The organism is Pseudomonas mercuritolerans, assembly GCF_025706525.1.
GTDB classification, from domain to species: domain Bacteria; phylum Pseudomonadota; class Gammaproteobacteria; order Pseudomonadales; family Pseudomonadaceae; genus Aquipseudomonas; species Aquipseudomonas mercuritolerans.
In genome coordinates this window covers 416,798-431,004 of sequence record NZ_JAMSHA010000002.1, presented here as the reverse complement: position 1 = coordinate 431,004, position 14,207 = coordinate 416,798, and the positions used below count along the sequence as shown (strand labels likewise).

The 14,207-nt window shown below is 60.2% G+C and carries 13 protein-coding genes; 7 read left to right on the top strand and 6 right to left on the bottom strand.

What is annotated here, in order from left to right; translation table 11 throughout:
- Window positions 1-23: 23 nt before the first annotated feature.
- Window positions 24-1,418, bottom strand: a complete 1,395-nt coding sequence (locus tag ND528_RS06760; protein WP_263469953.1) for a NorM family multidrug efflux MATE transporter — start codon at window positions 1,416-1,418, stop codon at window positions 24-26.
- A 159-nt stretch (window positions 1,419-1,577) separates the two neighbouring features.
- Between ND528_RS06760 and ND528_RS06755 the strand changes: the two genes are divergently transcribed.
- From ND528_RS06755 to ND528_RS06745, 3 genes are all read left to right on the top strand, one after another.
- Entirely contained in the window at window positions 1,578-2,498 is a 921-nt protein-coding gene (locus ND528_RS06755; RefSeq protein WP_024014781.1) for a LysR substrate-binding domain-containing protein, read from the top strand.
- Between the two features lie 187 nt (window positions 2,499-2,685).
- Window positions 2,686-4,662 carry a methyl-accepting chemotaxis protein gene (locus tag ND528_RS06750; protein WP_016772578.1) on the top strand — a complete coding sequence of 659 codons (1,977 nt, stop codon included), beginning with the start codon at window positions 2,686-2,688 and terminating at the stop codon, window positions 4,660-4,662.
- A 195-nt stretch (window positions 4,663-4,857) separates the two neighbouring features.
- Complete coding sequence (locus ND528_RS06745; RefSeq protein ID WP_263469952.1) at window positions 4,858-6,072, top strand: aldose 1-epimerase family protein; 1,215 nt, start codon at window positions 4,858-4,860, stop codon at window positions 6,070-6,072.
- On the opposite strand, the gene ND528_RS06740 is transcribed toward ND528_RS06745, so the two are convergent.
- The 3 genes from ND528_RS06740 to ND528_RS06730 all read right to left on the bottom strand — a co-directional run bounded on the left by ND528_RS06740 (window position 6,069) and on the right by ND528_RS06730 (window position 9,237).
- Entirely contained in the window at window positions 6,069-7,562 is a 1,494-nt protein-coding gene (locus tag ND528_RS06740) for a YifB family Mg chelatase-like AAA ATPase (protein ID WP_263469951.1), read from the bottom strand. The genes ND528_RS06745 and ND528_RS06740 overlap by 4 nt on opposite strands.
- A gap of 596 nt (window positions 7,563-8,158) precedes the next feature.
- A complete protein-coding gene (locus tag ND528_RS06735) occupies window positions 8,159-8,704 on the bottom strand; it encodes an N-acetyltransferase (protein ID WP_330221309.1) in 546 nt (181 codons plus the stop codon).
- 272 nt (window positions 8,705-8,976) lie between these two features.
- A complete protein-coding gene (locus tag ND528_RS06730; RefSeq protein WP_007920416.1) occupies window positions 8,977-9,237 on the bottom strand; it encodes an accessory factor UbiK family protein in 261 nt (86 codons plus the stop codon).
- Between the two features lie 394 nt (window positions 9,238-9,631).
- On the opposite strand from ND528_RS06730, the gene glnK reads away from it, so the two are divergent.
- From glnK to sutA, 4 genes are all read left to right on the top strand, one after another.
- On the top strand, window positions 9,632-9,970 hold the full coding sequence (gene glnK / locus ND528_RS06725) for a P-II family nitrogen regulator (RefSeq protein WP_002555808.1): 339 nt from the start codon (window positions 9,632-9,634) through the stop codon (window positions 9,968-9,970).
- Between the two features lie 37 nt (window positions 9,971-10,007).
- Entirely contained in the window at window positions 10,008-11,345 is a 1,338-nt protein-coding gene (locus tag ND528_RS06720) for an ammonium transporter (RefSeq protein ID WP_041476939.1), read from the top strand.
- 215 nt (window positions 11,346-11,560) lie between these two features.
- Window positions 11,561-11,986 carry a secondary thiamine-phosphate synthase enzyme YjbQ gene (locus ND528_RS06715; RefSeq protein ID WP_130912471.1) on the top strand — a complete coding sequence of 142 codons (426 nt, stop codon included), beginning with the start codon at window positions 11,561-11,563 and terminating at the stop codon, window positions 11,984-11,986.
- 101 nt (window positions 11,987-12,087) lie between these two features.
- Window positions 12,088-12,414 carry a transcriptional regulator SutA gene (sutA, locus tag ND528_RS06710; protein WP_016772583.1) on the top strand — a complete coding sequence of 109 codons (327 nt, stop codon included), beginning with the start codon at window positions 12,088-12,090 and terminating at the stop codon, window positions 12,412-12,414.
- A gap of 189 nt (window positions 12,415-12,603) precedes the next feature.
- On the opposite strand, the gene ND528_RS06705 is transcribed toward sutA, so the two are convergent.
- Together ND528_RS06705 and xerC are read right to left on the bottom strand one after the other, a co-directional pair.
- A complete protein-coding gene (locus ND528_RS06705) occupies window positions 12,604-13,311 on the bottom strand; it encodes an HAD family hydrolase (protein WP_263469950.1) in 708 nt (235 codons plus the stop codon).
- A complete protein-coding gene (gene xerC, locus ND528_RS06700) occupies window positions 13,308-14,207 on the bottom strand; it encodes a tyrosine recombinase XerC (protein WP_024014773.1) in 900 nt (299 codons plus the stop codon). Before xerC ends, ND528_RS06705 begins: the two co-directional genes overlap by 4 nt.

Here is a 14,207-nt window from a genome sequence, read left to right as displayed (position 1 = left end):
GCTCGCTCCCACAAAGGAAACCATCATTCGGCCTGAGGGATGTTGAAACCTTGAGCTTGCGGCTCGCGCCGAATCATCCGCTGCATCTTCCACTCGAATGCCAGCATCAAACTCACCGCCGCACACGCCAGGCCCAGCGCCAATCCCCACCAGACGCCCGTCGGCCCCCAGTTCAAATGGAACGCCATCCACCACGCCGCCGGTGCGCCAATCAGCCAATAGCAAGCGAGCCCCACCAGAAACGTAGTCTTGGCATCCTTGAGCCCACGAATACAGCCCATGGCAATCGTCTGCGTGCCGTCGAACAGCTCGAACCACGCCGCTACGGCCAGCAGGCTCACCGCCAGACGGATCACTTCGGCAAACGCCGGATCGTTGTGGTCGAGGAACAGGCCGACCAACTGGTTCGGCCACAGCCAGAACACCAGGGCAAAACCGAGCATCACCACGGCGCCGAAGGCGATGCCGACACGCCCGGACATGCGCGCATCGACCAATTGCCCGGCGCCATAGTGTTGGCCGACGCGCATGGTGATGGCGTAAGACATCCCGGCCGGGACCATGAAGGCCACCGACACGATCTGCAGGGCGATTTGATGCGCGCCCATCTGCGTACTGCCCATGGTGCCCATGCACAACGCGGCAAAGGCAAACAGCCCGACTTCCACCGCATAGGTGCCGCCAATCGGCAGGCCCAGACGCCACAGTTCTTTCAGGTATTGCCGGTTCGGCCGCGACAGACCGGCGCGCAACGGATAAGCGTCATACGCCGGATGCCGGCGGATATGCCAGGCCAGCGCCAGTGCCATGCAGTTGGCGACAATCGCCGTGACCAGACCGATACCGGTCAGGCCCAGTTGTGGCAGGCCGAACATGCCGGTGATCAGCGCGTAGTTGAGCAGCAAGTTGGCCACCGTACCGGCGAGGCTGATGACCATCACTGGCGTCGCCCGGCCGATTGCACTGGTAAAACCGCGCAGGGCCATGAAGCTCAGGTAGCCGGGCAGGGCGAAGGGCAGGGCGATGAGAAATTGCCCGGCGGCGTTGACGTTGGTTTCGGTTTGGCCGAACAGCAGCAACACCGGTTTGAGGTTCCACAACAACAGCCCGGCGCCGAGGGCCATCAGCCAGGCCAGCCACAACCCGGCCTGGGTCAGGCGCGCGGCACCGATGATGTCGCCCGCACCCTGACGGATTGCCACCAGTGTGCCGACCGCTGCAATCACGCCGATGCAGAAAATCGACACGAACGAGTAGCTCGCGGCACCGAGGCCGCCACCGGCCAGCGCTTCGGGGCTGAGGCGCGCCATCATCAAGGTGTCGGTCAGCACCATCAGCATGTGCGCCAACTGCGAAGCAATCAGCGGCCCCGCCAGCCGCAAAATGGCCCAGAGTTCGGTACGCACAGGATGCTGCATGGTCATCACCACCCAAATATCAGAGGAAGCAGAAGAGCGTCGATTCTCGGCGCTTGGCAGGCTTTGCACAAAGGGATAAAAAGGATGGGTGGCATGATTAATACTCATCCTGAATCGTCCTGCCGAATTGGCTGTATCCCCGCTATTGGAGCTTTGTGTATGTCCCGACGCCTTCCGCCGTTGTATGCCCTGCGCGCATTCGAAGCGGCAGCGCGACACAGCTCGTTCACCCGCGCGGCGGAAGAACTGTCGATCACCCAGAGCGCGGTCAGTCGGCACATGCGCACTCTTGAAGAACACTTCGCCTGCCGGCTGTTTCATCGCAGCGGGCGCAACCTGCAACTGACCGAATCGGCGCGGCTGCTGTTACCCGGTATCCGCGAAGGCTTCGCCGCCCTTGAGCGCGCCTGCAATACCTTGCGCGCCGAGGACGACATCCTGCGCATGAAAGCGCCATCGACCCTGACCATGCGTTGGCTGCTGGCGCGGTTGAGTCGCTTCCGCCATTTGCAGCCGGGCAATGAGGTGCAACTGACCAGCGCATGGATGGATATCGATTCGGTGGACTTCAACAACGAACCATTCGATTGCGCAGTTTTGCTCAGTGACGGGCATTTCCCGCCGGACTGGGAAGCGAGCCTGCTGTTTCCCGAGGAATTGATTCCGGTCGGCGCGCCGAACCTGCTCAATGATCAACCTTGGGATGTAGCGCGTCTGGCGACGGCTGAACTGCTGCACCCGACCCCGGATCGCCGTGACTGGCGCAGTTGGCTGGAGCGCATGGGCCTGTCCGATCAGGTCTCGCTCAAGGGCGGACAAGTGTTCGATACGCTGGAACTGGGCATGATCGCCGCGGCGCGCGGCTACGGCGTTTCGATGGGTGATCTGTTGATGGTCGCCGAAGATGTCGCGCAAGGGCGCTTGAGCCTGCCATGGCCAACCGCCGTCGCCAGTGGCCTGAATTATTACCTGGTGTGGCCGAAACCGCGTCCGGGAGGTGAACGTTTGCGCCGCCTCAGCGATTTTCTCCAAGGCGAAGTCCGCGCCATGCAATTGCCGGCGGTAGAGCGCTTGAGCTGAAACGTTCGAGCCGGCACAATGCCACTACTGCGCCATACCCACGCAATCCGCTCAAGTATTCGGATTTTCCGCCGACTACGAGCATGTGGAACCGTCGTGCCGGTTCCGCGCTACCCCCATTATTAGAATATTTTCCGGGCAATTACCGCGATCAAGGAGGATTCGGTGGCTCGGCCAGGAGCTGTTCATGTCTCAACCTCGTGCTCGGATCGCCTCGCAGCTGGGCCTTGCCCTTGCTGTGATACTGGCGATAGTCATCAGCGGCAGTACGGTGTTCGCCTTGCGTTCGCTGGATTCCGCCAACCTCGCCACCCGTGAAGAGCACTTGGCCAGTGAGGCCCGGCTGCTGGCCGATCAACTGAGCACCTTTCACGGTACGCTGCGCGAAAGCACCCTGCGCCTGAGCGGACTGTTCGAAAAGCGCTTCGGCAGTGGTTTGAGTGTGCACCCGGATCAGCCAGTGACCGTGGCCGGCGTGCAGACCCCGGGCCTGCATCTGGGCAACGAGGTGCTGAACAACAACTTCAAGGAAGTTGACGAGTTCAAGCAGATGACCGCCGGCGTGGCCACGGTATTCGTGCGCAGCGGCGAAGACTTCATTCGCGTCAGCACCAACGTCAGCAAGCAGGACGGCACCCGTGCCATCGGCACCGTGCTCGATCATGCCAACCCGGCGTACGCGAAGTTGATGGCGGGGCAGAGTTATGTCGGCCGCTCGCTGCTGTTCGAGCGCTACTACATGTCGCAGTACACACCGGTGCGCGATGCGGGCGGCAAGATCATCGCCGTGTTGTACGTAGGCTTCGATTACACCGATGCCCAGAACGCGCAGTTCGCCAATCTCAAGCGCTTCCGCATTGGCAAGACAGGCTCGCTGGCGCTGCTCGACGAGCAGAACAAATGGCTGGTGCCGATTGCCGGCGTCGAAAACCTGGATCAAGCCGCACCGACCATCAACAACCTGGTGAAAACCCCGGGTAAGGGTGAATTTTGGAGCGACAAGGGTGAGGACTTCTACAGCATCGCCGTGCCGTTCGAAGGTGGCCCGTGGTCGGTGGTGGCGAGCATGCCGAAAGCCGAGATCCGCGCGGTGACCTGGAGCGTCGGTACGCAACTGGCGATCGGTAGCCTGCTGGCGATGTTGCTCGCGGTCGGTTCCGTGGTCTGGCTGCTGCGCAGCAAACTTGCCCCGCTGGGCGATCTGGTGCGTCAGGCCGAAGCCCTCGGTGCCGGTGATCTGAGCGTGCGTCTGAACGTATCGAGCCACGACGAAATCGGTCAGCTGTCCCGCGCGTTCAACCAGATGAGCCAGGCCCTGTCGACCATGGTCGAGCACATCCGCCGGGCCTCGGAAGAGGTCAACAGCCGCGCGCAGGCGTTGTCCGGTTTGTCCGGTGGTGCGTATGAGGGCATGGAGCAACAGTCGGGCGAAATTACCAGCATGGCCGGCGCCGTCGAAGAGTTCAGCGCGACGTCGCTGAACATCGCCGACAACATGGGCGCGACCCAGCGCCTGGCGCAGGAAAACGCGCAGCAGACCCAGATTGGCCGCAGCTCGATGGAAGAAGCGTCGTCGTCGCTGGAGCAGATCGCTGGCGCGCTGAACAGCACCGCCAGCGTGATCAACACGCTGGGGCAGCGCTCGCAGGAAATCGGCGGCATTGTCGGCGTGATCACTTCGATCGCCGAGCAGACCAACCTGTTGGCACTTAACGCTGCCATCGAAGCCGCTCGTGCCGGTGAACAAGGTCGCGGTTTTGCCGTGGTCGCGGACGAAGTGCGCAGCCTCGCCTCGCGTACCCGCCAGGCGACCGACGAAATCTCCAGCATGATCCACAGCATCCAACAGGAAACCGGCAACGCGATCAGCACCATGGAACAGGGCAATGTGCTGATGCAGGAAGGCCTGTCGCGCAACGCCAATGTCGCCTCGGCGCTGGCGCGGATTGATGAGCAGAGCCGTTCGGCAGGCCAGCAGTTTGCTGCGATCACCACCGCCACTCAGGAACAAAGCAGCACTGCGACGTTGCTGAGCAGCAATTTGCAGAGCATCGCCTTGGCCAACAGCGAGCAGCGTGAGGTGGTGTCGAACCTGGCTGTCACCGCGAAAGAGCTGGAGAAGCTGGCGGCGGATCTGCGTTCCGAGGTTGATCGCTTCCGTTGATGCATCTTTGAAACAGCTATCGCGAGCAGGCTCGCTCCCACAGTAGTCGGCGTAATTCACAAATATTGTGAAGGCCCGAAATCCCTGTGGGAGCGAGCCTGCTCGCGAATGCTTTTCTGCCACCGCTTCTTTGGACTTGCTGAAACGTTTCCGCAGCGCTATAAAAATGGCACAACTCCAATAAAGGCTGCTGCCATGACCCCGCTCAAACTCCTCGTCGCCCTCGGCGCATTGTCTGCCGCTTCTCATGCCATGGCTTGGGACTATGTCCTGCTCGACGCCAACACTCCGGCAAAAAACTGGACGATCACCAGTGAACAACTCGGCGTAAAAACCGCCAAACCGTTTTCCGTGACCCTGCGTACCCTGCATGGCGGTCGTCAGGAGGGCGTCAGCATTGTCGATATCGATAACGGCACGATGAAACTCTCGGTAGTGCCGACCCGTGGCATGAATGTGTTGCAGGCTTCGGTGGGCGACGTGCGGATGGGCTGGGATTCGCCGGTCAAGGACGTGGTCAACCCGGCGTTCATCGAACTCAACGGTCGCGGTGGCCTGGGTTGGCTGGAAGGCTTCAATGAACTGGTCACCCGTTGCGGCTATGAGTGGGTTGGCCATCCCGGCATGGACAACGGCGAATTGCTGACCTTGCACGGTCGCGCCGCCAACATCCCGGCCAGCACCGTCACTTTGCACATCGACGAGAAGCCGCCGTATGCCATCACGCTGCGTGGCGAGTTGAAAGAGCAGGCATTCAAGAAAGTCGATTTCTCGGTAGCGACCGAACTGGTCACCGAACCGGGCAGTGCACGCTTTGCCCTCAACGACACTCTGACCAACAACGGCGACTATCCAAAGGAATACCAGGCGCTGTATCACAGCAACTTCAGCACGCCGTTTCTTGAGCAAGGAGCGAAATTCGCTGCGCCGGTGAAGCAGGTGTCGCCGTTCAACGACAAGGCCAAGGGAGATCTGCCCGACTGGCAGACCTATCGCGGGCCAACCAAGGACTACGACGAAACTGTCTACAACGTCGTGCCGTATGCGGACGCCAAGGGCGACACCTTGACCGTGCTGCATAACAAAGCCGGTAGTCTCGGCGTATCTGTTGGCTTCAATACCCAGCAGTTGCCAGTGTTTTCGCTGTGGAAAAACACCGACACCCAAGGGCAGGGCTACGTCACCGGGCTGGAGCCGGGAACCAGTTTTTCCTACAACCGTCGCTATCAGCGGCCGTTGAATCTGGTGCCGACCATTGCGCCGAAAGAACATAAACAGTTCCAGATCAGCTACAGCCTGCTGGCCGACAAAGCTGCGGTGGGTAACGCGTTGAAGCGCGTGACCGATATCCAGGCCGGGCGCGACACCGAAGTGCGCCAGGCACCGCTGGTTGATCTGACTGAGCATTAAGGTGTCGCCGGCCGGTATTGCAGTGCCTCGGCCAGATGCTCGCGGGTAATCGCATCGGCCTGTTCAAGATCCGCCAACGTGCGCGCGACCTTGAGCAGGCGATGCGCCGAGCGCAGCGACAGGATCAGTCGCTCGCAGGCCGCTTCAAGCCATTTTTCATCGGCTGTGGATAACTTGCAGTGATGCTTCAGCCCCGGCAGATCGAGAAACGCATTGGCACAGCCCTGACGTTTCTGCTGGCGTTCCCGCGCTTCGGCGACCAACGCCGCAGCGCTGGCGCTGTCCTCGCCGGGCTTGGCTGCCGGATTCAATGCGGTCGCTTCACGCGCCACGGTCAGGTGCAGATCGATCCGGTCCAGTAGCGGCCCTGAGAGCTTGTTGCGATAGCGCTGGACCATGTCCGGTGTGCACGAGCATTTGCCACTGGGTTCGCCAAGATATCCACAGGGACACGGATTCATCGCTGCCACCAATTGAAACCGCGCGGGGAAACGTACGCGATCCTTGGCCCGAGCAATGACGATATGCCCGGATTCCAGCGGCTCGCGCAGCACCTCGAGAACCTTGCGATCAAACTCTGGCAATTCATCTAGAAACAGCACGCCGTGATGGGCGAGGGTGATTTCGCCGGGTTGCGGTTTCGAGCTGCCACCGACCAATGCCGGCCCTGAAGCCGAATGGTGCGGTTGCCTGAACGGCCGCTGCGGCCAGTGAGTCAAGGGAACCCCGCTGGCGACCGATTGAATCGCTGCTACTTCCAGCGCCTCACATTCGGAAAGCGGCGGCAGCAAACCCGGCAGACGACTGGCCAGTAATGTCTTGCCGGTTCCCGGTGGCCCGCTGAACAGCAAGTTATGCGCCCCCGCTGCGGCAATCAGCAGTGCGCGTTTGGCGGCCGTCTGACCCTGCACTTCGTTGAGGTCGGGATAGGGCTTGGCGGCGTGCATCAAACCATCGGAAACGTAAGGCTCGACCGGCGTGTGCCCATTGAAATGCGCCACCGCTTCCAGCAAATGATCGACCGCAAACACCTTGAGGCCCGAGGCCAGGCACGCCTCTTCCGCATTCGCCCGTGGCACCACCAACGCCCTCCCGGCCTTGCGCGCCGCCAGTGCCGCCGGCAGCACGCCACGCACCGGTCGCACGGCGCCAGACAGCGCCAACTCACCCAGACATTCCACCTCGTCCAGCGTCAGACAGGGCACCTGCACACTGGCCGACAAGATCCCCAAGGCAATTGCCAGATCGAAGCGCCCGCCATCCTTGGGCAGGTCCGCCGGGGCCAGATTCAAGGTGATCCGCCGCGCCGGAAATTGCAGCCCGGAATTGATGATCGCGCTGCGCACCCGATCCTTGCTCTCCTTCACCGCCGCTTCAGGCAGGCCGACCATGGTCAGCGACGGCAGACCGTTGGCCAGATGGACTTCGACAGTGACGGCTGGGGCTTCCACGCCAATCTGGGCGCGACTGTGGACAATGGAGAGGGACATGGTCGTTCCTTGAGCTGAATCGGGGAGCCGCTTCCTGCGGGTTTTTGAAGGGTAGTTGAGCCGGGCTTCAGTGCTGAAATAGAGGTTTACAAGACGTATCCAGACCCGATTGGCTGTCACTGTTTGCCTGAATTGAAGCGTTGACTCTCGCCCGGCATTGACGGATCCTCCCGCTCGAGGACTGCAACTGCGCATTCGTCGGGACTGGGCACCAGTAAAAGCTCCCCCGCATTTTTGGCAGCAGAGAAAGCTGGTTTCTCTGAAGTAGTGACGACGGGCCGACTCGTCGGATTCTGAACCCATGGCGGCGAAGCCAAGAGCTAAAGAATCGCTGCGACTACTCCTCCAAACACAATAAAGGCGTCCTATGGACGCCTTTTTATTTTTGACTCAGGATCTTCTACCGGCCAGCGGGCCGCTTGGCTCAAGCTCTGGCCCACACGTAACAGCAACTTCAATAAATCGCCGTTGGTTGGCTGACATGTCCCCAGCCAACCGGAGTGCTTCGAGATGTAGTTCAACAATCTGAAGAAGCTTTTCCTTTCGCTTTTTTGGGCTCATACGCACCTCGTGCGATTGGGTTGTTGATTTCGATGTTATTGACCGTTCACAGAAATGACAAGCCGGTTGGTGTGGTCGAACTCGAACCCCAGTTTCCGGTAGTAAAAAACAACATTCGGATCAGGATCCTGGATCTCGATTTCTTTGCATCCTAGCGCTCGCGCATAGTGATCTGCGACAAGCAGAGCAATCGGCGCGATCCTGCCGCGAAGCGGGTGCGCGCTATCCGGATGCCCTTCCAACAAAACAATCTTTAAGCAGATAGAGCTTGCGCGCGGGGTCGCATAGCACATGCCGCAAAGAATCTGTTTGTACCATATCGCCAAATCCAGACCTTTCGCATCTTTACTTTTCCAGTCTGCAACGTCATCCCAAGGGAAAATTGTTGGCCCCTCCCAGAGAAAGTATTGCTTTATCGCTGCTGGGGTAATTGGCTCAAACTTGACCGCTGCTGCATCAATATTTGGGATTCTCGGGGCAATGTCCTTGAGAAAGAATTTGTAGGCGATCTTTCGCGAATTTGATCTGAATGTCTGGTTACGAAGATCCGTTGCTTTGCCTTTTCTTCTCATTGTTTTCATCTGTTTGGATCTGGTCGCAGAAGATAGCCAGCAGAGAGGGGGCAGCGAAATCAGACGTGGCGGACGCGTTTTGTAGGACGTTACTTCTGTGAGTGGAGGATTTCGGAGCAGGGTGGGGAACGAAGACACAAAAAGGTCATTTCAGTGGGGATTGTTGCAGGGCTGTGCATCAAAAGATCGCAGCCTGCGCTAATTCATACACATGAAGCTGAAGGTAGTGCCGACCTTCAGTCGCTAGCAGGCTAGCTGCTCCCACAGGGGATAGCAGCGGATTATTCCGCGGGCGGTGTCAGCTTCGCTTCCATCTCGGCGACTTTGGCTTCGAGGCTCTCAAGCCGTGCCCGCGTGCGAGCCAACACCACCATCTGGCTATCAAACTCTTCCCGGCTGACCAGATCGAGTTTGCTGAAGGCACTTTGCAGCAGCATTTTGAACTGGCTTTCGATTTCGGCTTTCGGCAGTGGCGTGTCGCCGCTGAACAGGCGGGAGGCGGTGCCGCTCAGGGCGTCGAGGAAGTCTTTGGGCGCGAGCATGGGGAATGTCCTGGAAACAATGGCCGGCAGTGTATCACGCAGTGTCTATAGTCAATCCCGTTGCACGGATGCACGCTTTTCGCGCAGGGGGACGGACGGTGGCGCACCGTTGTTGTGCGTATCGGCAAAAGCTTTTCTGCCCGAGCGCGTGCAACGCGGGCCAAGAGATTGAAATGCAGGGTTTTTGCCGAGCTGGCAAGGTTTCTGCTTAGTCACCCTCGACCCATGCACTGATGCAGTCGCTGTGACGAATGCAGTGCGGCAGACGAAGCGGGGAGTTTCGTCTGATGCGGTTAGCTGGCGTCAACGATGCGTTACAAAGCCAGGCACTGCGCTTAGACTTGAGACGGGTTTGTTTTCCTGGGGCAAGTCCACCAATTCGGGAGAGAGTTTCATGAAGCTAGTCACTGCCATCATCAAGCCGTTCAAGTTGGACGACGTGCGCGAGTCGCTGTCCGAAATCGGCGTGCAGGGCATTACCGTCACTGAAGTCAAAGGCTTCGGCCGGCAGAAGGGTCACACCGAGCTGTATCGCGGCGCGGAATATGTGGTCGATTTTCTGCCCAAGGTGAAAATCGACGTGGCCATCGACGACAAGGATCTGGATCGGGTTATCGAGGCGATAACCAAAGCGGCCAACACCGGCAAGATCGGTGACGGCAAGATCTTCGTGGTCAATCTGGAACAGGCGATCCGCATCCGTACCGGCGAAACCGATACCGACGCGATCTAAGCGCCGCCACAAACCCAACGCCCCAGGAGAAAACAATATGACTCTGCGTAAATTCGCAGGGCTAGGCGCCCTGTTGTCCATCGTAATGCCCGGCATCGCCATGGCGGCAGACGAAGTGGCAGCGCCAGTCCTCAATTCCGGCGACACCGCCTGGATGCTCACCTCGACAGCGCTCGTGCTGTTCATGACCATTCCCGGCCTGGCGCTGTTCTACGGCGGTATGGTTCGCTCGAAAAACATTCTTTCCGTGCTGATGCAGTGCTTCGCCATTACCGGTCTGATCAGCATCCTGTGGGTCATTTATGGCTACAGCATTGCCTTCGACACCACCGGCATGGAGCAGGGCGTCGTCAACTTCAATTCGTTCTTCGGCGGCATGGGCAAGGCGTTCCTCGCCGGTGTCACGCCTTCGAGTATTACCGGCCCGGCGGCGCTGTTCCCTGAGGCTGTGTTCATTACCTTTCAGATGACCTTCGCGATCATCACCCCGGCGCTGATCGTCGGTGCGTTCGCCGAGCGCATGAAGTTCTCCGCGATGCTGATCTTCATGGGCATCTGGTTCACGCTGGTTTATGCACCGATCGCGCACATGGTCTGGTCCGGTAACGGCGGCCTGATGTGGGACTGGGGCGTGCTCGACTTCGCTGGCGGCACCGTGGTGCACATCAACGCCGGTATCGCCGGTCTGGTCGCGTGCCTGGTGCTGGGCAAGCGCAAAGGCTTCCCGACCACACCAATGGCTCCGCATAACCTCGGCTACACGCTGATGGGCGCGGCGATGCTGTGGGTCGGCTGGTTCGGCTTCAACGCTGGTTCCGCTGCTGCCGCCAACGGCACTGCCGGTATGGCCATGCTGGTTACCCAGATCGCCACTGCCGCTGCGGCACTGGGCTGGATGTTTGCCGAGTGGGTCACCCACGGCAAGCCAAGCGCACTGGGTATTGCTTCGGGTGTGGTCGCCGGTCTGGTCGCGATCACCCCGGCCGCTGGCACCGTGGGCCCGATGGGTGCACTGGTGATCGGTCTGGCTGCAGGTGTGGTGTGCTTCTTCTGCGCCACCACCCTGAAACGCAAACTCGGCTATGACGACTCCCTGGATGCCTTCGGCGTGCACGGTATCGGCGGTATCCTCGGCGCGATCCTCACCGGTGTGTTTGCCGCACCGGCACTGGGCGGCTTCGGCACCGTGACTGACATTGGCGCGCAGGTTTGGATCCAGATCAAAGGCGTCGGCTTCACGGTGATCTACACCGCGATCGTCACCTTCATCATCCTCAAGGTGCTGGACGCCGTCATGGGTCTGCGCGTAACCGAGGAAGAAGAGTCGGTCGGCCTCGATCTGGCACAACACAACGAACGCGGCTACAACCTGTAAGTACGCGCGATAAAAAAATTGCCCGGTTCGCCGGGCATTTTTTTGTCCGGGATTTGTCATTCAGGGAGCGGCTGAAAGGATTTTTCTTACGGCTTTGGTCGTCTTTACGACGAGGCTTTTTCTGCGGGCAATCGCTTACATCGCTGCAGGAATATTAGGGCCTTTGTTTTTTTTCAGAGCACGCTAGAATGCGCCCCGAACGAGCGGAGAACTGTATGTGGCAACAGACTCTGATAACCCTGCGGGCAAGGCCCCGGGGCTTTCATCTGGTGACGGACGAGTTGCTCACAGGCTTGCCTGAACTCAAGACCTGTCGGGTCGGTCTGTTGCATTTGTGGCTGCAGCACACGTCGGCGTCGTTGACCATCAACGAGAACGCCGATCCGGCAGTTCGTCGCGACTTCGAACGATTTTTCAATCGTCTGATCCCACAAGGAACGGACGGCTACGAGCACAACGACGAAGGCCCGGATGATCTCCCGGCGCACTTCAAGGCCAGCGTGCTTGGTTGCCAGATCAGTCTGCCGGTTGCGGCAGGGCGGCTGGCCCTGGGTACCTGGCAAGGGATTTATCTGGGCGAGCACCGTGATCATGGCGGTGCCCGTAAAGTCCTCGCCACCTTGCACGGTGAACAGGCATGAGCCGCTGCCGGGCAGCGGCAGAAGATTTTTCAACGGCGGCTTCGACAGCCGCCAAAGCTGGTCTATAACTAATCTGCTTTTGGCAAGTCATGAGGTAGAACATGAGCGACGATGATCTGGAAAACGACGACCTCGAAGTAGGCGACGAAGACGAGGCCGAGGAAGGCCTGGAAGCGGCAGCGGAAGACGTTGCCGAAGACGATGGCGGTGACGACACGCCGGCCCCGGCTGCCAAAGGCAAAGCCAAGGCTGCGGTCTCGGTCGACGAGTTGCCGAGCATCGAAGCCAAGAACAAGGAGCGTGACGCCCTGGCCAAGGCCATGGAAGAATTCCTTGCGCGCGGCGGCAAGGTGCAGGAAGTGGAGGCCAACGTGGTCGCCGATCCGCCCAAGAAGCCGGACAACAAGTACGGCAGCCGCCCTATCTGAGGCGCGTCGCTCGCTTGCTGAAAAAGCCCGCCGTCGCTGCGGGCTTTTTCATGTCTGAAATAAATCCGTTGAAAACAAATGCAGTCCCCTGTGGGAGCGAGCCTGCTCGCGAAGAGGGCATGTCAGCCGACATACATGTTGGATGACACACCGCATTCGCGAGCAGGCTCGCTCCCACAGGGCTGTAGATCAGTTCGAGGAAGCATTCCAGCGGGAGAGGACGGCGGGCAATTCCGTGAGACTGCGAATCTCCGCATCCGGCAAGCGCTCCGCTTCCCAGACCTTGCCCGTCGGGTTGAACCACACCGCGCGCAATCCCGCCTGCTGCGCCCCGGCAATGTCATCGCCGGGATGATCGCCGACATGCACCGCCGCTTCGGCACTCACATCGCCACGCCGCAAGGCTTCATGAAACAGCCGCGCATCCGGTTTGGCGATGCCGATGTCTTCGGCGCACAAGGCAAACTTGAAGTAATCCGCCAGCCCCAGCCGGCGCACGTCGGCATTGCCATTGGTGACCACGCCGAGGGCGTAATGATTGGCGAGCAGCTCCAGCAGCGGCTCGACTTCCGGGAACACTTCGATCTGATGCCGCGCATGCAGGAACACTTCAAAAGCCTTGTCAGCCAGCTCCGACGCTTCGCCGTGGGCATACCCGGCTCCTTCGAGCGCATGGAACAGCACACGTCGGCGCAGCGCGCTGATGCGGTGTTTGAGGCCCGGTTCGCCCGCCAGCACTCGCTCGCGAATCGACCACAAATGCTCCACCGGCACCGCGCCCAGGTTCGACGCATGCTCGCTCAGCCATTCGCGCAACACGGTTTCGGCGCTGGCGATCACCGGAGCGGTGTCCCACAGGGTGTCGTCGAGGTCGAAGGTGATCAACTGAATGCTCATGAATCATCGCCTTTCATGCGTTTGGCCCGGGGATGGGCGCTGTCGTAGACCGCCGCCAGATGCTGGAAGTCGAGGTGGGTATAGATCTGTGTGGTTTTGATATCAGAGTGACCGAGCAATTCCTGCACCGCGCGCAGATCCTGTGAAGACTCGAGCAAATGGCTGGCGAACGAGTGCCGCAGCATGTGCGGATGCAGGTTCTGCCCCAGCTCGCGCTCGCCAGCAAGTTTGACCCGCACCTGAATCGCCCGCGGGCCGAGACGACGACCTTGCTGGCTGACAAACACCGCATCGTCCGCCGGGTTGGTCATGGCTCTAAGCGGCAACCAGTGTTCCAAGGCTTCGCGAGCCTTGGTGCCAACCGGCAACAGCCGAGTCTTGCTGCCCTTGCCGAGCACCTGAACCATGCCGTCGGCGAGGTCGAGTTGATCGAGATTGAGCCCGGTCAATTCGGACAGACGCAGGCCTGACGAATAGAACAGCTCGAGAATCGCCTGATCGCGGCGGGCGAGAAAGTCATCCTCGACCGCACCTTCCAGCAATTGCAGGGCGCGGTCAGTATCGAGGGTCTTCGGCAGGCGCCGTTCGCCTTTCGGCGGGGCCAGGCCGGTGGCCGGGTCGTGGTCACACAGGCCTTCGCGATTCAAATAGTGATAAAGCCCGCGCACCGCCGAGAGCAGGCGGGCGAGGCTGCGCGAGGACTGGCCTTGCGCATGCAATCGGGCGATCAGGCTGCGCAGGCGCTGGATATCCAGCGCGGCCCAACTGCCGATGTTCTGCTTGATGCACCAGCCGAGGACTTTATCGAGGTCGCGGCGATAAGCCGACAGGGTGTGCGGCGACACCTGTCGCTCACTGCGCAGATGTTCGCAGTAAGCGTCCAGTTGTCGTTCCAT